A 23,044-nucleotide genomic window follows, 5' to 3' on the forward strand; every position below is an offset into this window, starting at 1 on the left:
TCGTGCCTGATTCGCCAACGATCAGGCACCTTCGAACAGATCGCCTAGCTCTGCCACTGTTTGAAGTCCGTTCGCAGAATCGCATGGCAGAGGCGGGGGAACCAATTTCGGGTTTCGCAAGAAGCCCTTGGGGTTAAGTTGCACAAGGCCATAGGCCGGGCAACCGGGTGACTCCCATCCGAATCCGACAGCTCACCTCGTAGGCAATTGGGAGAGGCAAACCTGTGTCATCACACGCTCACGGCCGCCGTCGCGCTGCCACCGTTCAGACCAACCCGATCACTGCACTTTCCAAGGCAGTCAGCAGCAACGCAGGCATGGTGGGCCGTCAGGCCGCCGTCGTTGTCGCAGCATCCGGCCTCGTGCTGGCTGCAGGACTCCCTGCACAGGCAGCGTCCGTCAGCACGGACCGCCAGGCGCTTGAATCCACCCCGTTGAACGTTGTTGCCGGAGACGTCAAGGCTCCCGCAGACGCAACCTTCGCCCTCGACCTGGAAGCTCCCAGCTCCATCTCGGGCGCCGACTACCGCGCACAGGTTGCAGCCGAAGAAGCCGCCGCTCAGGCCGCACAGGAGCAGCAGGCAGCCGCACAGCGCGCCGCAGCTTCCCGCGTAGCCGCCGCACCGGCCGTCGGTGTGCAGACCGCCTCTTCCGCTCCCGCCGCCAGCGCCGTTGCCCCGGGCAACGTTGCCGCCGGCCTCGTAGCCTCCGCTTACAGCCAGATCGGCGTGGCCCAGGACTGCACCGCCATGGTCGAAAAGGCTCTCCGCTCCGTCGGCAAGTCGGTGGGTGACCTGGCTCCCAGCCAGTTCTTCCAGTTCGGCACCGTAGTCGGCAGCCCGGCCCCGGGTGACCTCGTCATCAACGGCGGCCACGTGGCCATCTACGTCGGCAACGGCCAGGTCATCAGCGGCGGTCTGAACGGTGCGAACACCGGCCTGCACAGCCTCTCCGACCTGGGCGGCGTCAGCTTCGTCCGCGTCAACTAAGCACGGAAATCGAGACGCGGAGAATCATGACCTCGACAGTTGAGCGCGCCCGTCACCGGGCGCCGGTTGAACGCACCACCACGCTGAACGCACTTGCCGGTGCCGTGAGCGCCAACGCCGGAACCGTGGGCCGCCAGGCTGCAGTTATTGCGGCTGCCTCCGGTCTGGTCCTCACCACCGGTGTGGCTGCCAACGCCTCCGGCACGGAGCCCCTGCGCGATGTCCAGACCAGCACGCTGGACCTGGCTTCGCTCAAGACCGTGCAGGTCCCCGGCGATGTCTCCATCTCCTTCGAACGCGAAGATATTGCCGGCGCAACTGCGGCTCCCGTTGCCGAAGCCGTGGAAACCGCGGTCCAGGCACAGGACGCGGCAGTTGCCGGTTCGCAGGGCGCACGTACGGCATCGCCCGCAGCTCCGGCTGCCGGTGTTGTTACCACTGCCTCTTCCACCCCGGCGCCCGGGCAGGGCATCCCTTCCGGGGTTGCTTCCACCATTGCCGCTGCAGCTTACGCACAGCTGGGCGTCCAGCAGGACTGCACCATGCTGGTTACCAACGCCCTGGCTGCGGCAGGCATCAACCACCACGGATGGCCTGCGAGCTACCTGTCCCTTGGACGGACGGTCAGTGCAGCCGAGGCCATGCCGGGTGACCTGATCTACTACGCCAACGGCGGCATGGGCCTGGCCCACATCGCGGTGTACGTAGGCGGCGGCCAGGCTGTACACGGCGGCTTCAACGGCAACAGCACCGTTGTGGCTCCGGCGGAGCTGGGCTCCGGCGGCGTCTACATCCGTGTAGGCGGCTAGCAGCTAAGCAACAGGCACCTGAGCAGCACAGCCAAGAAACAACCCGGAAGGCTCCCCATTGGTGGGAGCCTTCCGGCTTTAATACCGGGGACGGGGCGAGGCAACCCGGAACCAGCACCCGGTCCGGCGCGGGTTTTGAGCCGGGAAATGGCCAAGAATGCAATCCCGTCATACTCTTGCATAGACAATCCGATGTGCCGCACGCGTGCCGGTGTCTAGTACTCACTGACTCGTGGGCGGCCTACGAAGAGGTATGTGCATGCGCACTCTCGTTCTGAATGCTGGATATGAACCGCTGGCCGTGATTACCTTCCGACGCGCGCTGGTGCTGGTACTGAGCGGGAAGGCGAGCGTGGTGGCGGAAAGCGGCGAGCCGGTAGTGGGGCCCACCGAAATCCTTCCCAGGCCCTCCGTCATCCTGCTCCACCGTTACGTCCGGGTACCGTACCGGGAAGGCACCGTGGCCACCCGCCGGGGCGTACTGCGCCGGGACAACCATGAATGTGCCTACTGCGGAAAGGCAGCCGCCACGGTGGACCACGTCATCCCGCGCTCCCGCGGGGGAGATGACAGCTGGGAGAATCTGGTGGCCTGCTGCCTGCGCTGCAACAACACCAAAGGGGACCGGACCCTGGCCCAGCTTGGCTGGCAGTTGCGTATTTCCCCCAAGGCCCCGCGGGGAGCCCGCTGGCAGATCCGTGAACTTGAACGCCCGTCCCCGCAATGGGATCCCTTCCTGCAGAACGACACAGCCGCCTGATGCCTGCAATAACCCACAACGCCGTAATACTGGCCGGTGGCCGCTCGGCCCGGCTGGGCGGCCGGCCGAAGGCGCTGCTGCTGGCCGGGGGCGCCACCCTGCTGGAAACGACCCTGGCGGCCGCGGACGGAGCCCAGCATATTGTCGTCGCCGGTCTTCCCGGGCTCCGGCCGCTGTTGGACGGTTTCCCCGGTAACCCCCTGCTGGTAAGGGAAGAACCCGCGTTCGGAGGCCCCGCCGCCGCCGTCGCCGCCGGGCTGGCCGCGTTGCCCGGGCGCAGCGACTGGACCCTGGTCCTGGCCTGCGACATGCCCGGCGTCAGGGCCGCGGTGCAGGCCCTCCTGACGGCCGCCGGCGATGGAGCTGGCGACAGCCTCCTGGCCCTGGACAGCAGCGGGCGCAGCCAGCCGCTGGCGGGGCTGTACCGCACCGCGGACCTACACGCCGCCGTCGCCGGCCATGCCCCCAACGGCCTGACCAACATGTCCATGAAGGCGCTGCTTGCTAGGGTGCAATGGAGGGGTGTTGTTGTTCCCCCAATGAGTACAGCCGATGTTGACACCTGGGACGACGCACAGAATCTGGGTGTGAGCGCCGGAGACCAACCGTAGGCCCCGCGGGCGCCACGGCGAAGCGAAGGAGCACAAATGGCAAGCCAGCAGGAACTACTCGAGGCGTGGAGCGGCAGGCTGCTCAAGGCGCTTGAGCTCGAGGGAACACCCGTGGACGTGTCAGCAGTCCTGGACCTGGCCGCTGCCGCTGCCCACAGCGTGGTGCGTCCGGCTGCTCCGCTGACTACTTATATTGCCGGGTACGCCGCGGGGATGGCGGCCGGAAGCGGTCAGGCATCCGACGCCGTGGCCATGCGCTCTGCTATGGCGGTGGCCGTCAGCGAGTGCCGGTCCGCAGCCGAAGCAGGAGGTGCCGAATGAGTGAACAGGCCGTTCCCGTAATCCTGCCGGCCCAGCCCAATGCTTCCTGGGCACAGGCCAGGCATGCCGCGTACGCCGCGGCCCGTCCGCTGCCCTATGAAACCGTTCCGCTGGACGAAGCACTGGGTCGGATCCTCGCGCTGGAGACCACGGCGCTCCAGCCGGTGCCGCATTATGCCTCGGCCGCCATGGACGGCTGGGCGGTTGCCGGGCCGGGACCGTGGACGGTCATCACCCACCAGGAACCGGAAGTGGAACGTTGGCAGATCCACCGGGAGTCCGGACGCCGGGCCCTGCAGCCGGGAGAAGCAGTGGAGATCCTCACCGGAGGGCTCATCCCGGAAGGGGCGGACGCCGTCCTGCGTTCGGAAAGCGGGAACGTTTCCGGTACGAACCTGCCGCAGCTGACCCTCAGCGACCGGGCCCGGGAATCCGAACCGTCCCCGGGCGAGCACATCCGTCCCGCGGGCGAAGAGGCCTCGGCGGGTGAGACCACCATCCCCGCCGGCAAGCTGCTGAATCCGGCCCACATTGCCCTCGCCGCCGTCTGCGGGCATGACACCCTGCCGGTGCTCCGCTCACCCAGGGTGTCCCTCCTGCTGACCGGCGACGAAGTGATCGAAGCCGGAATCCCCGAGCCGGGGCAGGTCCGCGACACCTTCGGGCCGCAGCTCCCGCAGCTGGTCTCCATGCTGGGCGGGAAGGTGGACGTTGTCCGGCGCCTCCCGGACCGGCTGGAGGACGTGGTTTCGGCGCTGAGCAGCGAAGCCGCCGACGAGCTGTCGATTGCGATGTCCTCCGGAGACGTGCTGATCACTACGGGCGGTACGGGACGTTCCGACGCAGACCACCTCCGCCGGGCACTGGAAGAGGTGGACGCGGAGCTGCTGATCGACGGCATCGCCATGCGGCCAGGCCATCCGACGATGCTCGCCCGGCTGGGGGACGGCCGGCTGCTGGTAGCGCTGCCGGGCAACCCCCTCGCCGCCATGATGGCCGTCTTCACCATCCTTCAACCCCTGCTGGACGGACTGCGCGGGGCTCCGATTTCCCGTGAGCGCCATGTCCTGGCGGGCGTGGACCTGGAACCCCTGCCCGGGCGTACCAGGCTGGTGCCGTGCAGCATCCAGGAGGACCGCGCCATGCCGTCACCGTATTTCCGTTCGGGAATGCTTCGGGGCCTGGCCGAGGCGGACGCCGTGATGGTGATACCGCCGGAAGGGTGCATCAGGGACCAGGCCGTGATGGCTCTTCCGCTGCCCTGGCAGGTTAACCGGGCACCGGCGGGGTAGCGGCCAACGGGATGGCCGGCCGGCAGCAGCGGGTCGGAACAGCAAGCAGTTATTAGGTATAAGGGAGGCATCATGGGACGGGTTACCCAGCGTGGACGGGTCACCAGGTTCCGGTTGGACGGAAACGTCAGCCGGCGGGACGACGTCCTTGCGGGGGAGGAACCGCTGGAGATCCGGGTGGGCGGGAAATCGTTCACCGTCACCATGCGCACCCCCGGCGACGATTTTGACCTCGTGGCCGGTTTCCTGGTCTCGGAGGGGGTGATCTGGGAGCCGGGCCAGCTGATCAGCCTGCGTTACTGCGCCGGTGTGGACGAGGACGGGAAACAGACCTTCAACGTGGTCGACGTCCAGCTGCGGCCGGGCACCCCCCTTCCTGACACCGGCATGGAACGGCATGTGTACACATCCAGTTCCTGCGGCATCTGCGGCACGGCCTCCATCGAGGCGGTGCGCAAGTCCACCCACTTCGACCTGGCGGAGGACCGCATCCGTCTGCCGTTGGACATGCTGGCCGCCCTGCCGGACCGGTTGCGCGAGGGACAGAAAGTCTTCGAGAAGACCGGTGGCGTGCATGCTGCCGGGCTGTTCAGCGCGGAGGGGGAGTTGCTGTGCCTGCGCGAGGACGTGGGCCGGCATAACGCGGTGGACAAGGTGGTGGGCTGGGCCTTGCGGGCCGGGATGCTGCCGCTGCGCGGGATGGCCCTCCAGGTCTCGGGGCGTGCCTCGTTCGAGCTGGTGCAGAAAGCGCAGCTGGCGGGCATACCCGTGCTGGCTGCGGTCAGTGCACCCTCGGCGCTGTCCGTGGAGCTGGCCAAGGATGCGGGGCTTACCCTGATCGGCTTCAGCCGCGGGACTTCCCTAAACTGCTATTCGTCGCCGGAACGGATCCTGGCGGGGGTGCCTGCGGTATAGCCCCTAGCGGGTTGCCGGCAGCAGGACCGTCACGGTGGTCCCCGACCCCACTGTGGACTCAATGCCCAGCTCCCCGCCGTGCTGGAGCACGATGTCCTGGACAATGGCGAGTCCGAGGCCGGTACCCGGGATGGCGGCGGACGTGGCATTGGACGCCCGGAAGAAACGGCGGAAAAGGTTGGGCAGGTCGGTTTCGGGGATGCCGATTCCGGTGTCGCTGACCTGGACGCGCACGCCGGGACCGGCGCCGTCGGGCTGCACCAGTTCCGCCCGTACCTCAACTGATCCGCCGGCGGGCGTGAACTTCACGGCGTTGGAGCACAGGTTGGTGAAGACCTGTTCCAGCTGCGCCCGGTCTCCGTCCACCCGAAGGGGGTCGGGGCCGAGTTCCAGCTGCAGGTCCAGGCTGTTGGCGCCGGCCGCGGGGGCCAGGGAAGCCGCCACGGACCGCAGGATTTCCTCCAGGTCCACTTCTTCGACCTCGATGGCGGCCTCGTCCGCGTCCTGGCGGGAGATGGTCAGCAGGTCGGTAATCAACTGGTTAAGCCGCACCGCGTTGCGGCCCACGATCTTGAGCATCTGGGCAACGTCGTCGGGGATGTCCCCGCCGGAGCCGTCGAGGATAAGGTCCAGATACCCGGTAATGGAAGTCAGTGGTGTCCGCAGTTCGTGGTTGACCGTGGCCACAAAATCGGTTTTGGCCCGGTCCAGCTCCCGCTGGCGCTTCAACACCATGCGCTGGGCGGTAATCAGGTTGCCCTGGACCAGGCCGTGGGCGAGGTTCCCGCTGACGTGCTGGATCAGCGAGGTCTCGGTACCGGACCAGTCCCGGGGGCCGCTTTCCACGGCAAGCCACAACAGGCCGAAAGCCTTGTCCCCGTGGCCCAGGGGCACAACCAGGGAGGTCCGCAGCCCCGCCGCCAGCGCGGCCGGGCTTACCGGAACAGGTTCATCTCCGGCGGGCTGGCCGTGGTCCTCAACAGCCAGGGCACGTCCCCGGGCCCACAGCGATTCCGCAAGCTCGCCCGCAGTGTGTCCGGCCAGCGGAGGAATATACCCGTCCGCTCCGTCGCGGGTCCACGCCAGCGTCAGCTCCGGGACGCGCTCATCCGGGAACGTCACCAGCAGCACATGGTCGGCCTCGAAGGTGGCCCCCAGCCCGTGGACTACCACTTCAGCCATCTGTTGCGGGTCGTTGGTGGCCCGGATTGACGCCGAAATGCTGCGGGTGTCTTCGCGGAGCCGGGCTGTGGCCATCCGGCGGTGCCGCCGTGCTTCCGCGGTGGCAAGGATGAGGTTCACGCGGCGGGCCAGGTCCTCGGCGTCAACCGGGCTGGCGACGAAGTCTGCTATTCCCAGCTCCACCATCAATTCCACGTCCAGGCCCGCTTCGCCGGCCACCAGGATCACCGGCAGTTTGGTCATGGCCGGCTCCTCATGGCGCAGGCGCTTGAGCATGTCCATGCCGGCAATCTGGCGCACCGTTGAATCCACCACGGCCAGTGCCGGAACGGCGGTCCGGGATGCCTGGATGGCCTCGTCAAGGTCACCGACGGCTACGGGTTCCAGCCCGGCGTCGGCCAGGACGCCGGCTACAACGGCGAAAACCTCGGGCCGTTCCACGGCAACCAGCGCGATGGCGCGCCGGACGGCGCCGTCCGTGGGGACGGCCACCTCCGCGGGAACGGCCTCCTGCACGGAGGCATGGTCCTCCGTAGGGACAGCAGGGGGTTTCAGTGCCGGAGACATAGCGGCCTTTCGTCGGTGCCCGTTCAGCTACCGGGCAGCGTTTCGAAGTGTATCAGCGCACAGCGCCAAAACAGTGACATGTTTCACTCCCTGTGCAGGAAAGTTTTGTGCCGATTCAGCCCCCGGCGATCAGCCCGGAAGCGCCCCGCGACGGGCTTAAGCTGGAACGTGCAGACTACGGAGGAATACACATGAGCATGGAAGGCGCAGCGTGGAGTTCTCTCCATAAAATCTCCCGCGCCAACGGAAATGACACCAAGATTTCCCGGGAAACCCTGAAACGGATTATCCGGTTCGCCGCCCCCTACCGTTTCCGGCTGCTTGGTTTTGTCCTGCTGTCAGTGGTCGGGGCCTTCCTGGCCGTGGCCACGCCGGTCCTGGCAGGCGAGGTGGTCAACTCGATCGTGGCCGGTACCGCTCCGGGCGTCGTTGTCCGGCTGGCCCTGCTGATCGCCGCGGTGGCGGTGGCTGACGCCGCGGTGTCGCTGGCCACCCGCTGGTTTTCCTCCCGCATCGGCGAGAGCGTCATCCTGGACCTGCGCACCGCAGTCTTTGACCATGTGCTGAAGATGCCGGTCGCCTTTTTCACCCGGACGCGCACCGGAGCGCTGGTCAGCCGGCTGAACAATGACGTCATCGGCGCCCAGCAGGCCTTCAGCGGCACCCTCTCCGGAGTGGTGAGCAACGTCGTCGCCCTGGTGCTGACCCTGATCGTGATGCTCGGAACCTCGTGGCAGGTCACCGTGCTTGCGATGCTGCTGCTCCCGGTGTTCCTGCTGCCGGCCCGGCGGATGGGCGGACGGCTTGCAGCGCTGCGGCGTGAAGCCGCAAACCACAACGCGTCCATGGGCACACAGATGACGGAACGGTTTTCCGCCCCCGGGGCCACCCTGATCAAGCTGTTCGGCCGGCCCGACGCCGAATCCCGCGAATTCGCGCTGCGCGCCTCCCGGGTCCGGGACATCGGCGTGAAAACCGCCATGATGCAGGCGGTCTTCGTCACTGCGCTGACCCTGGTCTCGGCCCTGGCCCTCGCCCTGGTCTACGGACTCGGCGGGTACCTGGCGCTCCGCGGGAACCTCAACACCGGCGACGTGGTGACCCTGGCGCTGCTGCTCACCCGCCTCTACGCCCCGCTGACCTCCCTGGCCAACGCCCGGGTGGAAATCATGAGTGCCGTGGTCAGCTTCGAGCGGGTCTTCGAAATCCTGGACCTGCGCCCGCTGATCCGGGAAAAGGAGCATCCCGCCCCGGTTCCGTCCGGTCCGCTCAGCGTGGAGTTCGACGACGTCCGCTTCGCCTATCCCACCGCGGAGAAGGTGTCCCTGGCCTCCCTGGAAGATGTGGCCGTCCTGGACACGCGCGGCGGAGAGGAAGTGCTTCACGGCATCTCCTTCCGGGTGGAGCCGGGACAGACACTGGCCCTGGTGGGCACCTCCGGCGCGGGCAAATCGACCATCGCACAGCTGCTGTCCCGGCTGTACGACGTCGACTCCGGGGCCGTGCGCTTCTCCGGCACCGATGTGCGGGACCTGAGTTTTGCCGGCATCCGGCAGGCCATGGGCATGGTGACCCAGGACGGCCACCTGTTCCACGAAACAATCCGGGCCAATCTGCTGCTGGCCAACCCGGAGGCCGGCGAGGATGAGATCTGGGATGCCCTGCGCCGTGCCCGGCTCGAGGACATGGTCCGCTCCCTGCCGGACGGGTTGGAAACCATGGTGGGGGAGCGCGGCTACCGGCTCTCCGGCGGTGAACGCCAGCGTATGACCATCGCCCGGCTGCTGCTGGCGCAGCCGCGGATCGTCATCCTCGATGAGGCCACCGCGGCCCTGGATTCCACGTCCGAAGCCGCCGTGCAGGCGGCCCTCGGTGAGGCACTGCAGGGCCGGACCGCCGTCGTTATTGCTCACCGGCTGTCCACCATCCGCAACGCCGACCGCATCCTGGTCATAGAAGGCGGGCGGATTGCCGAACAGGGCACGCACGCGCAGCTGCTGGAGCGCGGCGGCCGCTATGCGCAGCTGTACAACACGCAGTTCGCCACGGAGCCCGCGGCCGAAACCGACAGCGCCGCCCGTCCCTGAGCCCGGACGCGGAACGCATGGCGCCGGGCGGGGGGCCTTAAACAAAAAAGTGCCCCCGGCCGGAATCGAACCGACGACCTGCCCTTTAGGAGAGGGCCGCTCTATCCTACTGAGCTACGGAGGCGGACCGCCGGGCTTCCCCGGCGGGCGCTACCAGCTTACCCGTTTCTCCCGCGGTCCGTTTGCAGACCGTCCGGTGCGCCGCCTGTCTCCGGGTTGCCGTCCGGGCTGAGCCGGGCGAGGTAGCGGGCATAGGTTTCCCGGATGGCCTGCATAAAGCCCAGGATGGTGCGGAGCTCGTCTTCGGTGTAGCGGGACATCACCTCGTCGTTCATGGCACCCAGCGGCCCGAAATAGGCTCCGGCGAGCTGCATGGCCAGCGGCTCGAAGTGCAGGGTGACCTTCCGCCGGTCCGCATGGGTGCGGTTGCGGTGGATGTGCCCGATGCGCTCGAGCCGGTCGATCACCGCGGTGGTTGCCCCCGAGGAGGTCCCCAGGCGGGCGCTGAGCTGGCCGGCGGTCAGCGCCTCGCGGCGGATCTCGGCTTCCATGATCAGGACCAGTGCACGCATGTCGGTGGCGTTCAGGCCGTGGGAGTGCGCGAAGGCATCCGCGACGCGCTGGCCGTCCAGGCTCAGGCCACGGAGCGCGTCGACGATATCCCGCCGTAGTTCCTGATCTTCCACGTAGCCAATAGTAGCTTGCAATTGAAGTATCTCCATATCTGAGATACTTTGGCGGAGAGATACTTACGTTACGGGAGAAGCACATGTATGCAGGGATAGTGAAGAACGCCAAGACGGCGTGGGTCACTCTGCTGATCGGGGTGGCCGTCATTATTGGCCTGTTTGCCCTGCCGGCAGAGGAAAACGACACCACGGGGGTAGGCGGTCTGGACGATAAGTACCAGTCCACCCAGGTTGCCGAACTGCTGGAGGAGTTCCCCGACGCACAGGAATCCTCCGCCATTGTCGTGGTCTCCCGTGAAGACGGCGGGCCGTTGACGGACGCGGATACGGCCGCCATTGCCGATATCAATGCGGCCGCCACCGACGCCGGCGCCTCCGGTCCGCCGCCCCAGGTTCCGCCCGTGGTCTCCGAGAACAAGCTGGTGGCCATTGTCCCGCTGACACTGCAGGCCGCGGCCGACGACGGCGACGCCGTCTCGGCGGAAGTGGAGAAGCTGCGCAGCGCCGTGTCTGATGCTGCTCCCGAGGGCGTCAAGGCGGAACTGACCGGCGGCGCAGCCTTCAGCGCCGACCTGGCCGGGGTGTTCTCCGGCGCCAACTTCGTGCTCCTGACCGTCACGGCCGGCGTCGTCGCCGTGCTGTTGCTGATTACCTACCGCTCCCCGTGGCTCTGGATTGTGCCGCTGGCCATTGTGGGCGCCATTGAACAGCTGGCCGCGAAGGTGGTGGACCTGCTGGCTCCGGCCACCGGAATCACCGTGGACCCCTCTGCCGTGGGCATTACCAGCGTCCTGGTCTTCGGCGCCGCCACCAACTATGCGCTGCTGCTGATTGCCCGCTACCGGGAGGAGCTGCGCGCCCATGATTCGGTCTATGAGGCCATGGGCAAAGCCCTGACCCGCACCCGTGGGGCGATCATTGCCAGCGGCGGCACCGTTATCCTGGCCCTGCTGACGCTGCTGTTCACAGATACCGCCAGCTACCGCGGACTGGGCTTCTCGGCCGCCATTGGAATTGTCCTGGCCATCTTCAGCGCCCTGTTCCTGCTGCCGGTGGCGCTGGTACTGCTGGGCCGCAAGCTGTTCTGGCCGTTTGTGCCGAAGGTGGGGGACCCCGCCAAGGAAGGAAAGTTCTGGGGACGGCTGGGCGAAGCCACGGCCCGCCGCCCGAAGACCATTGCGGGCATCGCCGTCGTCGTGCTGCTGGCGCTGGGCAGTGCCCTGTTTACCCTGCAGATCGGCCTGAGCGAAAACGAACAGTTCCGCGAAAAGCCGCAGGCCGTCACGGCCGCCGAAACCCTGGCCGAAGGGTTCCCGGCCGGTTCCTCCTCGCCGGTCACCGTGCTGGTGGACACCGACTCCGCGGAAGCCGCCGTCGCACAGCTGCAGGGCATTGAAGGCGTCACCGCCGCCACCCCGGGCACCGAGCATGACGGCCGGACCCGGGTGGAGCTGATCACCGGATACGAGGCAGGCACCGATGAAGCGAACACCTTCATCACCGATCTGCGCGAAGACCTGGCAGGAGAGGCCTACAACGCCCTGGTGGGCGGCGAAGCGGCCGAGCGGGTGGACCAGCTGGCAGCCAACCAGCATGACACCATCCTGGTAGGCACTGCCGTCATTGCCCTGGTCTTCGTAGTGCTGATGGTCCTGTTGCGCTCCCTGGTGGCCCCGGTGCTGCTGGTGGCCTCGGTGCTGCTGACCTTCCTGGCGGCTACCGGACTGAGCTGGCTGGTGTTCGAGAACATCCTGGACTTCCCGGCCATGGACGTGCAGACGCTGCTCTACTCGTTCCTGTTCCTGGTGGCCCTGGGCGTGGACTACAACATCTTCCTGACCACCCGCGCCCGGGAGAACGCCGCAACCATGGGTACCAAGCAGGGCATGCTCGCCGCGCTGCGCTCCACCGGCGGCGTGATCACCAGTGCGGGCATCCTGCTGGCGGCCGTGTTCGCCGTCCTGGGCGTGCTGCCGCTGGTGACCCTGACGCAGGTGGGCATCATCGTGGCCATCGGTGTCCTGTTCGACACCCTGCTGGTTCGGACCGTCGTGGTCCCGGCCCTAACCTTTGTCCTGGGTGACAAGTTCTGGTGGCCGTCCAACCCGGCGGGTAAAGACGGCAACCACGGACGCCGCAAGGCTCAGGGCGAGCAGGACCCAGCGGGCGACGGTCAGGGTGCCCGCCAGGACGGCGTCACCGCCCGTTAGCTCCACGGCACCGAGGGCATTGTCGATGGCGATGTTCTCCCACAGGTCGGCCACCACGAAAAGGATGGGCGCACTGAAGAGCACCCAGCGCAGCTTCCTGCGCTGGGTGTTCAGCCCGATGATCAGCAGCCAGGTCAGCCCGAAAATCAGCGGGAACAGCACCCCGGCGGTTTTGTGGACGTAGCTGAGCTGGCCCAGCGCATCGGCATCCATGGCGGCGCGCAGGGCGGCCAGATGGTCTTCGCCGTAGCCGAACACCATGGAGTCGGGCATGGCCAGCCCGTCGGACAGCTGGGTCAGCTGCCCCAGCACCAGCAGGTGCAGGTACCAGAACAGGAAGAGCGTGGTCACCACGCCGGCAATGACTATCAGGCCGGGACTGTTCTTGGCCTGGGGTTCCCGGGTGGCAGGGGCGCCCGGTGTGCCGGGGCGGGGCAGGCCTGCCTGTGGTCCGTGCTTTGCGGCTCGCTGTGCGGCTGTTTTTCCCATAACTACAGTATGGCCGTACCTTTGGCGCGGTTACGCTGGACCCATGAGTGCCGTTGCATCACCTGAAGACTTCCAACTGGCCGCAGACCTGGTCCGCGAGGCCGGCCGGCTTGCGCTCCGGATGCGGGCGGAAGGGCTGACCGCCAGCCAGAAAACGTCGGTGTCCGACGTCGTCACCGCCGCAGACCGCGAGGCCGAAGCGCTGGTGGTGGGCCGGCTGCGGGAACTGCGGCCCGATGACGGGATTGTGGGGGAGGAGGGTGCCAGCCACACCGGCACCTCCGGCCGGTCCTGGGTCATTGATCCGGTGGACGGGACCTACAACTTCTTTGCCGGCTCCACCTATTGGTGCTCGGCCCTCGCCCTGCGGCCGGAGCCGGGCCCGCATGACGTGCCGGGCGACCCCGACGTGCTGCTTGGGGCCATCTACCAGCCGCAGGAGGACCTGCTCTGGCTCGGCGGCAAGGACCGGCCCGCCACCCTGAACGGCGAGCCCATTACCGCGCCGGCCGACGAGGCGCTGAACCGGCTGTGCGCCGGAACCTACCTGCATCCCACATGGTTGCTGCGGCCCGAAGTGGCCGGCCCCTGGACGGCGGCAGCCTCCCGTGCAGCCACCCTGCGCATGATGGGCTCCGGCTCCTGCGACCTGGGCCGGGTGGCCTCCGGGCAGCCCGGGGCATGGTTCCAGCACAGCTGCCCGGAATGGGACTGGCTGCCGGGCAAGGCCATCGTCCTCGCTGCCGGCGGCAGCACCGCCGTCGTCGAGGTCAACGGGTTCCGCTGGCACATTGCCGGTTCGCCCGCCGCCGTCCGGGAGATCCACGGTGCCCTGACCTCGGCCTGAACACGCTTCCGGACCCGCCGGGTGCGGCGGGAAAACGCTGCTCGCCGGATTGTCAGCCGCAGCGCCTAGACTTAAAGCCATCATGGACTACCTCTTTGATCCACTTTTTCCCGCACCCCGCAAAAACGCTCCGGAGCCTGCCGTGCAGGCGCCCGGTGCTCCCGAAACCCGCCGGGGGTCCTCCTACGCAGACGAAAGCCGTGCCGCAGACCTGCTGCAGGGCCTGAACCCGCAGCAGGAGGAAGCGGTGAAGCACGCGGGCTCCCCGCTGCTGATCGTGGCCGGCGCCGGATCGGGCAAAACCCGTGTGCTCAGCCACCGCATCGCCTACCTGCTGGCCACGGGGCGGTCCAACCCCGGCCAGATCCTGGCCATTACGTTCACCAACAAGGCCGCCGCGGAAATGCGCGAACGGATCGAGTCACTGGTGGGCGGCGTCGCCAAGACCATGTGGATCTCCACGTTCCACTCCTCCTGCGTGCGGATCCTGCGCCGGGAAGCCAAAACGGTGGGGATGAACTCCAACTTCTCCATCTATGATTCCGCCGATTCGCTGCGGCTGATCACGCTGGTGGCCAAGGGCCTGGACCTGGACCCCAAGCGGTTCGCCCCCAAGGCGATCATGAACAAGATCTCCGCCCTCAAGAACGAACTGATCGACGAAGAGTCCTACGCGGAATCGGCCAACTACGCCGACCCGTTCGAGCAGGCCGTCGCCGAGGTATACAAGGGCTACGCACAGCGGATGCGCCAGGCCAATGCCATGGACTTCGACGACCTGATTGCCCAGACCGTGTTTATGTTCCGCGCCTTCCCCGGTGTGGCGGAATACTACCGGCGGCGGTTCCGGCACATCCTGGTGGACGAGTACCAGGACACCAACCACGCCCAGTACGCCCTGGTCCGCGAACTGGTGGGGTCCGACGACGACGCCCTGGACGTTCCGCCGGCGGAACTGACGGTGGTTGGTGACTCCGACCAGTCCATTTACGCCTTCCGTGGCGCCGACGTCCGCAATATCAACGACTTCGAAAAGGACTACCCCTCCGCCCGGACCATCCTGCTCGAGCAGAACTACCGCTCCACCCAGACCATCCTCAACGCGGCCAACGCCGTGATTTCCCGCAACCCCAACCGGCCGGAGAAACGCCTCTGGACCGCCGAAGGCGACGGCGAGAAGATCATCGGCTACGTGGGCGAGAACGAGCACGAGGAAGCCCGGTTCATCGCCGAAGAGATTGACCGGCTGCAGGACGAGGAAAACCTGCGCCCGGGCGACGTCGCCGTGTTCTACCGGACCAACGCCCAGTCCCGGTCCCTGGAAGACGTCCTGGTCCGGGTGGGCCTGCCCTACAAGGTAGTGGGCGGCACCCGCTTCTACGAACGCAAGGAAATCAAGGACGCACTGGCGTACCTGCGGGTGCTGGTTAATTCCGACGACGTGGTGAACCTGCGCCGGATCCTCAACGAGCCCAAGCGCGGCATCGGCGACCGCGCCGAATACGCCGTGGCTGCCCTGGCCGAACGGGAGCGGATTTCGTTTATGGCTGCCCTGCGCCGTGCGGATGAAGCGCCCGGCCTGGCCACCCGCTCGCGGAACGCCGTCAACGGTTTCGTGAAACTCATCGATGACCTCAGTGAGGTGGCGTCCGGATCCGGTGCCGCCGCGGCCCTGGAAGCGGTGCTGGAACAGACCGGGTACCTGGCCCAACTGCGTTCCAGCAGCGATCCGCAGGACGAGTCACGGGTGGAGAACCTCGCCGAACTCGTGGCCGTGGTGCGCGAATACGAACGGGACAACCCCGAAGGATCGCTCGGCGAGTTCCTGGAGCAGGTCTCCCTCGTGGCCGATGCCGACTCGATCCCCGACGCCCCGGAGGGTTCCGCCGAAGAAGTGGCCGCCGCCGTCGAGGAATCCCGCCGGCAGGGCGTGGTGACCCTGATGACCCTGCACACCGCCAAGGGCCTGGAATTCCCGGTGGTGTTCCTGACCGGCATGGAGCAGGGGCTCTTCCCGCACCAGCGCTCCGCGACCGACCCAGCCGAACTGGCCGAGGAACGCCGGCTCGCCTACGTGGGCCTGACCCGCGCCCGGCAGCGCCTCTACCTCACCCGGTCCGAGGTGCGCAGCATGTGGGGACAGAGCCAGTACAACCCGGCCAGCCAGTTTGTGGGTGAAGTGCCGGCGGACCTGATCGAGTGGAAGCGCGAAGGCATGGAACGGCCTGCCTGGGGCGGGGGAGGAAGCATCACTTCCAGTCGCTACGGCGGCTCCTCCTGGGGCGCCGGCGCTCCGCTGGGCACCGGCGGCAGCACCGCCGGCTCACCGGTGGCCAAGGCGATGGGCCGCGTCCAGCCGCAGAAGGAAGTCATTTCGGTGGCGGCCGGAGACAAGGTCAACCACACCTCCTTCGGGCACGGCACCGTGCTGGCGGTGGAAGGCTCAGGGGACAAGACCGTGGCAAAGGTGAAGTTCGACGTCGGCGAAAAGCGGCTGCTGCTGCGCTATGCACCCCTGACGAAAGAGGGTTGAAACGGGTAGGTTTTCATAACGCAGAGCCCCTGTCTTCTACAAGCGATAGAAGTGTGTGCTTCATCACTAAAGGGGTAGTCTGTGATCGGCGCCAAGCGCCAAGGTACTAAAGTTCCCAATGGAGCAGACCGGCCTGATGCATCTGCTCTGCGATCGCCAGATCGAATGTAAACCTACTTCGACGTAGAAGGACACTAGCCCGTGGACCTGTTTGAATATCAGGCGCGCGATCTGTTTGAGGCGCACGGTGTACCCGTGCTTGCCGGAATCGTGGCGCACACTCCTGAAGAAGCCAAAGCTGCTGCTGAGAAGATCGGCGGCGTTGTTGTCGTCAAGGCACAGGTCAAGGTTGGTGGCCGCGGCAAGGCCGGCGGCGTAAAGGTCGCGAAGACCGCTGACGAGGCTTTCGAGCACGCATCCAACATCCTCGGCATGGACATCAAGGGCCACACCGTCAACAAGGTGATGATCGCCCAGGGCGCCGACATCGCCGAGGAATTCTACTTCTCGGTCCTGCTGGACCGCGCGAACCGCAACTACCTGGCCATGTGCTCGGTTGAGGGCGGCATGGAGATCGAGCAGCTGGCCGTGGAGCGTCCCGACGCCCTGGCCCGCGTCGCCGTCGACCCCGCCGTCGGCATCGACACCGCCAAGGCTGAAGAGATTGTCGACGCCGCCGGGTTCGCACCCGAGCTGCGCGAAGGCGTCGTGAACGCCATCATCAAGCTGTGGGACGTCTTCACCAAGGAAGACGCCACCCTGGTGGAGGTCAACCCGCTGGTCAAGACCGGCGACGGCAAGATCCTCGCCCTGGACGGCAAGGTCTCCCTCGACGAAAACGCCTCCTTCCGCCAGCCCGGCCACGCCGAGCTCGAGGACAAGGACGCCGCTGACCCGCTTGAGGCCAAGGCCAAGGAAAACGACCTCAACTACGTCAAGCTGGACGGCGAAGTGGGCATCATCGGCAACGGCGCCGGCCTGGTTATGTCCACGCTCGACGTCGTGGCCTACGCCGGCGAAAAGCACGGCAACGTCAAGCCCGCCAACTTCCTGGACATCGGCGGCGGAGCTTCGGCATCCGTTATGGCCGCCGGCCTGGACGTCATCCTGAACGACTCCCAGGTGAAGTCGGTGTTCGTCAACGTCTTCGGCGGCATCACCGCCTGTGACGCCGTCGCCAACGGCATCGTCAAGGCCCTGGAAATCCTGGGCGACGAAGCCAACAAGCCGCTGGTTGTCCGTCTCGACGGCAACAACGTCGAGGAAGGCCGCCGCATCCTCGCCGAGGCCAACCACCCGCTGGTCACCCTGGCCACCACCATGGACGAAGGCGCCGACAAGGCCGCCGAGCTCGCTCACGCCGCTCGCTAACCGAGCCTGTCGAAACCTAGAAGAGAGAATCCACCTATGTCTATCTACTTGAACAAGGACTCCAAGGTCATCGTTCAGGGCATCACCGGCGGCGAAGGCACCAAGCACACCGCCCTGATGCTCAAGGCCGGCACCCAGGTTGTCGGCGGCGTCAACGCCCGCAAGGCAGGCACCACCGTCACCCACGGCGACGTTGAGCTGCCCGTCTTCGGCACCGTTGCCGAGGCCATCGACAAGACCGACGCCGATGTCTCCATCGTCTTCGTGCCGCCGGCCTTCACCAAGGATGCCGTGATGGAAGCAATCGACGCCGGCATCGGCCTCGTTGTGGTCATCACCGAAGGTGTCCCCGTGCAGGATTCCGCCGAGTTCTGGGCCCACGCCCAGTCCAAGGTCGACGCCGACGGCAACCAGGTCACCCGCATCATCGGCCCGAACTGCCCCGGCATCATCACCCCCGGTGAAGCACTGGTCGGCATCACGCCCGCCAACATCACCGGCAAGGGCCCCATCGGCCTGGTTTCCAAGTCGGGCACCCTGACGTACCAGATGATGTACGAACTGCGCGACCTTGGCTTCTCCACCGCCATCGGCATCGGCGGCGACCCGGTCATCGGCACCACCCACATCGACGCCCTGGCTGCGTTCGAAGCGGATCCCGAAACCAAGGCGATCGTGATGATCGGCGAAATCGGCGGCGACGCCGAAGAGCGCGCAGCCGAGTTCATCAAGGCCAACGTCACCAAGCCGGTTGTCGGCTACGTGGCAGGCTTCACGGCTCCCGAAGGCAAGACCATGGGCCACGCAGGCGCCATTGTCTCCGGTTCCGCCGGAACCGCCCAGGCCAAGAAGGAAGCCCTCGAGGCTGCCGGCGTCAAGGTCGGCAAGACGCCGTCCGAGACCGCCAAGCTGCTGCGGGAAGTTTACGCAGCCCTCTAGTTCCACCACGCATGCCCCCGTCCAGCGGATACATTCCGCCGGACGGGGGTTTTGTGCGTACTGATCCGGTTAGAAAGTTAGACATGTCCACCTCAGTAACAAACGGTCCCAGCAAGGCCGGCTCTTCCCGGCATAAACGGGCCCTGCGCCGCGCCTCCTGGATTGTCACCCTCGGCGGTTTCCTGTTCGGTTATGACACCGGCGTCATCAACGGTGCACTGCCGTACATGCAGGATGACCTGGGACTCACCCCGTTCACCGAGGGCCTCATCACCTCCAGCCTGCTCTTCGGCGCCGCTTTCGGCGGCGCCATCTCTGGCAAGCTGACAGACCGGTTCGGCCGCCGCCGTGTACTGATGGGACTCGCCGTCGTGTTCCTCTTGGGTACGCTGGGCACCTCGCTGGCCCCCACCATCGCCGTTATGGTGATCTCCCGCATCGTGCTGGGTCTGGCCGTGGGCGGCGCCTCGGCGCTGGTGCCCGTGTTCCTCGCCGAACTGGCCCCCGCTGAACGCCGCGGACAGATGGTCACGCGTGACCAGCTGATGATCGTGACCGGCCAGCTGGTGGCATTCGTTGCCAACGCCGTCATCGGCAACCTCTGGGGTGAAGACCAGGGCATCTGGCGATGGATGCTGGTGGTTGCCACGCTTCCCGCCATTGCCCTGTGGATCGGCATCGCCTTTGTGCCAGAAAGCCCGCGCTGGCTTGCCTCCAAGGGCCGCTTTGCCGAAACCCTTACCGCCCTGCGCCGCATCCGCAGCGCGGACGCAGCCGAGTCGGAGTACAACGAGGTGCGCGGACTCGCGGAGAAGGAGTCCGCATCCGCCGGGAGCCTGCGCGACTTCGCCGAACCGTGGCTGATGCGGGTGCTGCTGATCGGCATGGGCCTGTCCGTTGTCCAGCAGATCACCGGCGTCAACGCGATCATGTACTACGGCACGCAGATCCTCTCCGGCGCCGGCTTCGGCACTGAGGCCGCGCTTACGGCCAACATCGCCAACGGTGTGGTGTCCGTGGCTGCCGCGATCTTCGGCATCTGGCTCCTGGGCCGGGTACACCGCCGGCGGATGCTGATGACGGGACTGATCGGCACGGGTTCCTCGTTGCTGCTGATCGGCCTGGTCTCCATCTTCGTTTCCGAGGGGACCGTCCGGGCCTTCATCATCCTTGCCCTCACGGTTACCTTCCTGGGCTTCCAGCAGGGCGCCGTATCGCCGGTCACCTGGCTCATGCTCTCTGAGATCTTCCCGCTGAAGGTCCGCGGCCTGGGTATCGGCATGTCGGTCTTTGTGCAGTGGATGACCAACTTTGCGGTCGGGTTCTCCTTCCCGATCCTCATGGATGCCATCGGCATTTCCAACACGTTCTTCATCTTTGTGGTCCTGGGACTGCTCGCGCTGATGTTTGTGCGCCGCTACGTCCCGGAGACGCGCGGCCAGAGCCTGGAACAGGTGGAGGAACAGCTTCGGGCTGCCGGCACCAAGTAGGTAGACGGGAACAGAGAAGGGAACCTGCCGGCCGGCAGGTTCCCTTCTGCGTTCCCGGGGCCGGCTAGGGAACGGCCGGGTAGGCGGCCACCGTGGGCACCGTGACCGAAGCCGTGAAGCTGGTCAGGGCAGTGGCCTTGGGCAGCGCATACACGGACGTGGCCGGAGTGATCTGCAGGACCAACCGGCTACCGGGGCCGGCCGTGTAGGAGACCTCTTCAAGCGGAACGGTCAGCGTGTGTTCCTTACCGTCCAGGATCAGCGGAACCGGCGTGACCTGGTTGCCCAGCACCAGTGACGCCCGCGACTTGTCAATGATCTGCGCGTAGACGTGCGTGCTGCCCTGCCGGGCGGACCCGCGGTAGGTGAGGGTCAGCTGCGGCGCCCCGAACACCGACGTCGAGACTGCCGGTGCGCCGATCGGGACGTTGACCGCTACCGGAGCGACGGCGGCGGCCACAACGGCTCCGCTCAAGGCCGCGGGGGAGAGGATGATCGAGCCGCTGCCGCTGCCGGTCAGGGCGCCGGTGGCCTGCGGATACCCGGGCGCTCCGCGGGTAACGCCGGCCTGGTCAATGAACTCGAAGGCCGCACCCGTGTCCACCGGTTCGTTGCGCAGGTACTTGGCGAACCAATTAAGCACGGCAGGCGTGATCCGGTCAGGCCCCGCCGTCGAATTGCACAGTCCGTGCCCGCCGCAGAACTGCAGCATCTTGGTGGGCGTTCCGGTGGAACGGATGAGCTCGTAATTGCGAGTGGCCTCGTCCAAGGTGAACAGCGTGTCTGCGGTGCCCTGGATGATCAGCGTGGGTGCCTTGATGGAGGTGAACATCGAATCCGGCGTCAGGGATTCGAAGTAGGCAACGGATTCGGCGCTGAGCTGGTTCGGGTAGCTCAGGCCCTCCCGGCAGGCCTGGCGGACCGGCGCGGCCAGGGCTCCCTGGTTACCGACCAGTGAGCCCAGCTGCCCCAGCGCCGTCCCTTCGGCACAGAGCAGGGCGCCCCAGCCGCTCTTGAAGGAGCCTGCCTTGTACAGGCTGGTGGTCAGGTCATTCCAGGCGATGGTGGGGGTAATGGCGTCCACCCGCTGGTCCTGCGAGGCCAGGACAAACTGGATGCCGCCCCCGTAGGACGCGCCGGCCATGCCGAGAACGGGATCGCCCGGTGCATCCAGGCTGACTTCGGGCTGGGCTGCGATGTAGTCGATGATCGCCGACCCGTCCCGGCCTTCGTAGGCGGGGTTGTTGACGTAGGCCTCCCCGCCGCTGAGGCCGAAACCGCGCGGATCCCAAGTCACCACGTTGTAACCGGCATCGCGCAGCGGAGCGATGCCGATGGATCCGATCAGCGTGCTGGTGGTGGTGATCGGAAGGCGTCCGCCCGGCAGGCCGAACCCGGGACCGACCATCACGGTCGGTGCCTGTTGCCCGGCCGCAAGCCCGGTGGCGGGGAAGAAGTTCGTGTGGATCGGGGTGCCGTCGAAACTGGTGATGACGACGTCGGTGCGGATGGCGGGGGCCGCCGGTGCTGCGATGGCGGGTGCAGCCGACAGGGATGTGCCCAACAGCGCGGCGGACACCCCCAGAATAGCCAGGTGTTTCCTCATAATGACCTCATTGTCTTGGGGAAGGGCCGATAGTTACCGCGTGGTAACTTTCGCAGACTATGAAGAAGGAGGAACGGGCACAAGCCTTTGAGCGCGTATTGCACCCGATAAGGGGCAGCTTGGCGAAGAAGTTACCGCGAGGCGGGAAAGATTTCTTCCTTCATGGACGGATGGCTGGAGCATTCGCTGTATACCACCAGTCCCTGCGTTGTGGAATTGGCTGAAAAATCGATCAAGGACCCGTTCTGTCCCCGCGCCGTAACGGTCCACGGTGCGTCCGGGCGTTCATGCGGCTGGGGGTCGAAAGCGGAAACCACGGTCATGCCGCGGTCCTCGAAATGACGGCGCATCCGGTCGCGGTTTCCTTGCGGATCGTCCGTGCCGGGGCTGAGGAGCTGTTGTTTCAACTGCCACGGTCCGTCGCGGTATTCCACCGAGGGGCAGGGGCCGGCCATCAGGGGCCGGTCACGATGCACTGCCCAGGGAGTGCCGTCCTCGGTTGTCCATGCCGCGGGTGCCGCGGACGCTTGGACCGCAGCGTCGGCGCCGGCGGCAAAATCACCGAAGACCTCCCGTGAGGTCCGGTTCGTTTCCAGCGCGGTTTCCGGACCGCCGTCGGGGTTTGCTCGCGGCGTATCCGCTGTCTGTCCGCCGCACCCCGCGAGCCCGCCGGCCAAAAGGGCGAATATCAGCGTCATGCGGGCCGTGGGAATGAGACGGCGGCTATGGTGTCCCCTGGAAAAGCCAAGTAAGTTCAACGATTCGTGCTCGCTTCGGATAGTTAGCTAGGGGACTGTGGGGGAAACTTCTTCCTGCATGGACGGATGAGTGGAGCATTCACTGGTTACCTTCAGGGTCCGCCCCAGTGCGTTTGCCCAGAACTTGATGACCGTTCCGTCCTCGCCCTCGGCAGTTACCGTCCACGTGGCCTGCGGAGGGTCTCCCTGTTCCGACTCGAACGCGGCAACGATAGTCATGCCCTCGTCTTCAAAGTAGCGGCGCATCTGCTCACGATCACGCTCCGGATCATCCGAAGGCGGTCCAAATAGTTGTTGCGCCAGCTGCCAGGGGCCGGAACTGTCCTCGCCGGGCCGGCATGAGGTGGGCACGATGGGCTCCTCATACGTGGACGACCACGGGGCCCCGTTCAGAAAAGTCCATCCGTCCGGCGCCCCCGTCGCCTTGATCGCTGCGTCCGACGCCGCCATGAAGCCGTCGAAGACTTCTCGGGAAGTCCGGTTCGTTTCCAGCACGGTTTCCGTGGTCCTGCCGGCTGGGGCTTCCATTTTGGTGGTCCTTTCGGTGCAGGCGGTCAGTCCGGTGGGGAGAAGCAAGAA

The 23,044-nt window shown here is 66.5% G+C and carries 19 protein-coding genes, 1 tRNA gene, 1 pseudogene and 1 riboswitch; of the genes and pseudogenes, 14 read left to right on the forward strand and 7 right to left on the reverse strand.

From position 1 onward, the window contains the following. Nucleotides 1-62: 62 nt before the first annotated feature. A riboswitch (cyclic di-AMP (ydaO/yuaA leader) is annotated at nucleotides 63-221 on the forward strand. A gap of 3 nt (nucleotides 222-224) precedes the next feature. The 7 genes from AC5RUF_RS09775 (at nucleotide 225) to fdhD (ending at nucleotide 5,697) form a co-directional block, all read left to right on the forward strand. Beyond that, on the forward strand, nucleotides 225-989 hold the full coding sequence (locus tag AC5RUF_RS09775) for an NlpC/P60 family protein (RefSeq protein ID WP_494130446.1): 765 nt from the start codon (nucleotides 225-227) through the stop codon (nucleotides 987-989). Between the two features lie 26 nt (nucleotides 990-1,015). Next, complete coding sequence (locus AC5RUF_RS09780; RefSeq protein ID WP_493998589.1) at nucleotides 1,016-1,798, forward strand: NlpC/P60 family protein; 783 nt, start codon at nucleotides 1,016-1,018, stop codon at nucleotides 1,796-1,798. A 259-nt stretch (nucleotides 1,799-2,057) separates the two neighbouring features. Beyond that, a complete protein-coding gene (locus tag AC5RUF_RS09785) occupies nucleotides 2,058-2,558 on the forward strand; it encodes an HNH endonuclease (protein WP_493998588.1) in 501 nt (166 codons plus the stop codon). Then, nucleotides 2,558-3,169: a molybdenum cofactor guanylyltransferase gene (gene mobA, locus AC5RUF_RS09790; protein WP_494130447.1), complete on the forward strand. Its 612-nt coding sequence runs from the start codon at nucleotides 2,558-2,560 to the stop codon at nucleotides 3,167-3,169. Before AC5RUF_RS09785 ends, mobA begins: the two co-directional genes overlap by 1 nt. Nucleotides 3,170-3,205: 36 nt before the next feature. After that, nucleotides 3,206-3,490, forward strand: a complete 285-nt coding sequence (locus AC5RUF_RS09795) for a DUF6457 domain-containing protein (RefSeq protein ID WP_493996491.1) — start codon at nucleotides 3,206-3,208, stop codon at nucleotides 3,488-3,490. Then, nucleotides 3,487-4,782 carry a molybdopterin molybdotransferase MoeA gene (locus AC5RUF_RS09800; RefSeq protein WP_493996490.1) on the forward strand — a complete coding sequence of 432 codons (1,296 nt, stop codon included), beginning with the start codon at nucleotides 3,487-3,489 and terminating at the stop codon, nucleotides 4,780-4,782. Before AC5RUF_RS09795 ends, AC5RUF_RS09800 begins: the two co-directional genes overlap by 4 nt. 72 nt (nucleotides 4,783-4,854) lie before the next feature. After that, on the forward strand, nucleotides 4,855-5,697 hold the full coding sequence (gene fdhD, locus AC5RUF_RS09805; protein WP_494130448.1) for a formate dehydrogenase accessory sulfurtransferase FdhD: 843 nt from the start codon (nucleotides 4,855-4,857) through the stop codon (nucleotides 5,695-5,697). Nucleotides 5,698-5,700: 3 nt separating this feature from the next. On the opposite strand, the gene AC5RUF_RS09810 is transcribed toward fdhD, so the two are convergent. Next, nucleotides 5,701-7,395: a sensor histidine kinase gene (locus tag AC5RUF_RS09810; protein WP_494130449.1), complete on the reverse strand. Its 1,695-nt coding sequence runs from the start codon at nucleotides 7,393-7,395 to the stop codon at nucleotides 5,701-5,703. Between the two features lie 242 nt (nucleotides 7,396-7,637). On the opposite strand from AC5RUF_RS09810, the gene AC5RUF_RS09815 reads away from it, so the two are divergent. Further along, a complete protein-coding gene (locus AC5RUF_RS09815; RefSeq protein ID WP_494130450.1) occupies nucleotides 7,638-9,533 on the forward strand; it encodes an ABC transporter ATP-binding protein in 1,896 nt (631 codons plus the stop codon). A gap of 50 nt (nucleotides 9,534-9,583) precedes the next feature. Here the strand turns inward: AC5RUF_RS09815 and AC5RUF_RS09820 are convergent. Together AC5RUF_RS09820 and AC5RUF_RS09825 are read right to left on the reverse strand one after the other, a co-directional pair. After that, a tRNA-Arg gene (locus tag AC5RUF_RS09820) sits at nucleotides 9,584-9,657 on the reverse strand. 34 nt (nucleotides 9,658-9,691) lie between these two features. After that, on the reverse strand, nucleotides 9,692-10,219 hold the full coding sequence (locus AC5RUF_RS09825; protein ID WP_494130451.1) for a MarR family winged helix-turn-helix transcriptional regulator: 528 nt from the start codon (nucleotides 10,217-10,219) through the stop codon (nucleotides 9,692-9,694). A gap of 83 nt (nucleotides 10,220-10,302) precedes the next feature. Between AC5RUF_RS09825 and AC5RUF_RS09830 the strand changes: the two are divergent. Beyond that, nucleotides 10,303-12,264: pseudogene (locus AC5RUF_RS09830) on the forward strand (MMPL family transporter); the annotation flags it as partial. Between the two features lie 21 nt (nucleotides 12,265-12,285). On the opposite strand, the gene AC5RUF_RS09835 reads toward AC5RUF_RS09830, so the two are convergent. Beyond that, complete coding sequence (locus AC5RUF_RS09835) at nucleotides 12,286-12,921, reverse strand: hypothetical protein (protein WP_494130452.1); 636 nt, start codon at nucleotides 12,919-12,921, stop codon at nucleotides 12,286-12,288. 43 nt (nucleotides 12,922-12,964) lie between these two features. Between AC5RUF_RS09835 and AC5RUF_RS09840 the strand changes: the two genes are divergently transcribed. The 5 genes from AC5RUF_RS09840 to AC5RUF_RS09860 all read left to right on the forward strand — a co-directional run bounded on the left by AC5RUF_RS09840 (nucleotide 12,965) and on the right by AC5RUF_RS09860 (nucleotide 20,101). Then, nucleotides 12,965-13,768 (forward strand): inositol monophosphatase family protein, encoded by an 804-nt coding sequence (locus AC5RUF_RS09840; protein ID WP_494130453.1) that lies wholly within the window; start codon nucleotides 12,965-12,967, stop codon nucleotides 13,766-13,768. Between the two features lie 82 nt (nucleotides 13,769-13,850). Further along, the gene (gene pcrA / locus AC5RUF_RS09845; protein WP_494130454.1) at nucleotides 13,851-16,301 is read left to right on the forward strand and encodes a DNA helicase PcrA; all 2,451 of its coding nucleotides are present in this window, start codon (nucleotides 13,851-13,853) and stop codon (nucleotides 16,299-16,301) included. A gap of 201 nt (nucleotides 16,302-16,502) precedes the next feature. Then, entirely contained in the window at nucleotides 16,503-17,672 is a 1,170-nt protein-coding gene (gene sucC, locus AC5RUF_RS09850; protein WP_493997105.1) for an ADP-forming succinate--CoA ligase subunit beta, read from the forward strand. Nucleotides 17,673-17,708: 36 nt separating this feature from the next. Beyond that, entirely contained in the window at nucleotides 17,709-18,611 is a 903-nt protein-coding gene (sucD, locus tag AC5RUF_RS09855; protein ID WP_493997104.1) for a succinate--CoA ligase subunit alpha, read from the forward strand. Between the two features lie 83 nt (nucleotides 18,612-18,694). Beyond that, nucleotides 18,695-20,101 carry a sugar porter family MFS transporter gene (locus AC5RUF_RS09860; protein ID WP_494130455.1) on the forward strand — a complete coding sequence of 469 codons (1,407 nt, stop codon included), beginning with the start codon at nucleotides 18,695-18,697 and terminating at the stop codon, nucleotides 20,099-20,101. Nucleotides 20,102-20,165: 64 nt separating this feature from the next. Here the strand turns inward: AC5RUF_RS09860 and AC5RUF_RS09865 are convergent, their stop codons facing one another. The 3 genes from AC5RUF_RS09865 to AC5RUF_RS09875 all read right to left on the reverse strand — a co-directional run bounded on the left by AC5RUF_RS09865 (nucleotide 20,166) and on the right by AC5RUF_RS09875 (nucleotide 22,993). Beyond that, nucleotides 20,166-21,707 (reverse strand): CocE/NonD family hydrolase, encoded by a 1,542-nt coding sequence (locus AC5RUF_RS09865; protein ID WP_494130456.1) that lies wholly within the window; start codon nucleotides 21,705-21,707, stop codon nucleotides 20,166-20,168. A 131-nt stretch (nucleotides 21,708-21,838) separates the two neighbouring features. Then, a complete protein-coding gene (locus AC5RUF_RS09870; protein WP_494130457.1) occupies nucleotides 21,839-22,405 on the reverse strand; it encodes a hypothetical protein in 567 nt (188 codons plus the stop codon). A gap of 87 nt (nucleotides 22,406-22,492) precedes the next feature. Further along, on the reverse strand, nucleotides 22,493-22,993 hold the full coding sequence (locus AC5RUF_RS09875) for a hypothetical protein (RefSeq protein ID WP_494130458.1): 501 nt from the start codon (nucleotides 22,991-22,993) through the stop codon (nucleotides 22,493-22,495). Nucleotides 22,994-23,044: the final 51 nt, after the last annotated feature.

Source organism: Arthrobacter sp. Y3224198, assembly GCF_059090025.1.

Bases quoted from the DNA above. Each gene is read 5' to 3' on its own strand.
- AC5RUF_RS09780 (WP_493998589.1), top strand. From the start codon at position 1,016: ATGACCTCGACAGTTGAGCGCGCCCGTCACCGGGCGCCGGTTGAACGC.
- AC5RUF_RS09785 (WP_493998588.1), top strand. From the start codon at position 2,058: ATGCGCACTCTCGTTCTGAATGCTGGATATGAACCGCTGGCCGTGATT.
- mobA (WP_494130447.1), top strand. From the start codon at position 2,558: ATGCCTGCAATAACCCACAACGCCGTAATACTGGCCGGTGGCCGCTCG.
- AC5RUF_RS09795 (WP_493996491.1), top strand. From the start codon at position 3,206: ATGGCAAGCCAGCAGGAACTACTCGAGGCGTGGAGCGGCAGGCTGCTC.
- AC5RUF_RS09800 (WP_493996490.1), top strand. From the start codon at position 3,487: ATGAGTGAACAGGCCGTTCCCGTAATCCTGCCGGCCCAGCCCAATGCT.
- fdhD (WP_494130448.1), top strand. From the start codon at position 4,855: ATGGGACGGGTTACCCAGCGTGGACGGGTCACCAGGTTCCGGTTGGAC.
- AC5RUF_RS09815 (WP_494130450.1), top strand. From the start codon at position 7,638: ATGAGCATGGAAGGCGCAGCGTGGAGTTCTCTCCATAAAATCTCCCGC.
- AC5RUF_RS09835 (WP_494130452.1), bottom strand. From the start codon at position 12,921: ATGGGAAAAACAGCCGCACAGCGAGCCGCAAAGCACGGACCACAGGCA.
- AC5RUF_RS09840 (WP_494130453.1), top strand. From the start codon at position 12,965: ATGAGTGCCGTTGCATCACCTGAAGACTTCCAACTGGCCGCAGACCTG.
- pcrA (WP_494130454.1), top strand. From the start codon at position 13,851: ATGGACTACCTCTTTGATCCACTTTTTCCCGCACCCCGCAAAAACGCT.
- sucD (WP_493997104.1), top strand. From the start codon at position 17,709: ATGTCTATCTACTTGAACAAGGACTCCAAGGTCATCGTTCAGGGCATC.
- AC5RUF_RS09860 (WP_494130455.1), top strand. From the start codon at position 18,695: ATGTCCACCTCAGTAACAAACGGTCCCAGCAAGGCCGGCTCTTCCCGG.
- AC5RUF_RS09865 (WP_494130456.1), bottom strand. From the start codon at position 21,707: ATGAGGAAACACCTGGCTATTCTGGGGGTGTCCGCCGCGCTGTTGGGC.
- AC5RUF_RS09870 (WP_494130457.1), bottom strand. From the start codon at position 22,405: ATGACGCTGATATTCGCCCTTTTGGCCGGCGGGCTCGCGGGGTGCGGC.
- AC5RUF_RS09875 (WP_494130458.1), bottom strand. From the start codon at position 22,993: ATGGAAGCCCCAGCCGGCAGGACCACGGAAACCGTGCTGGAAACGAAC.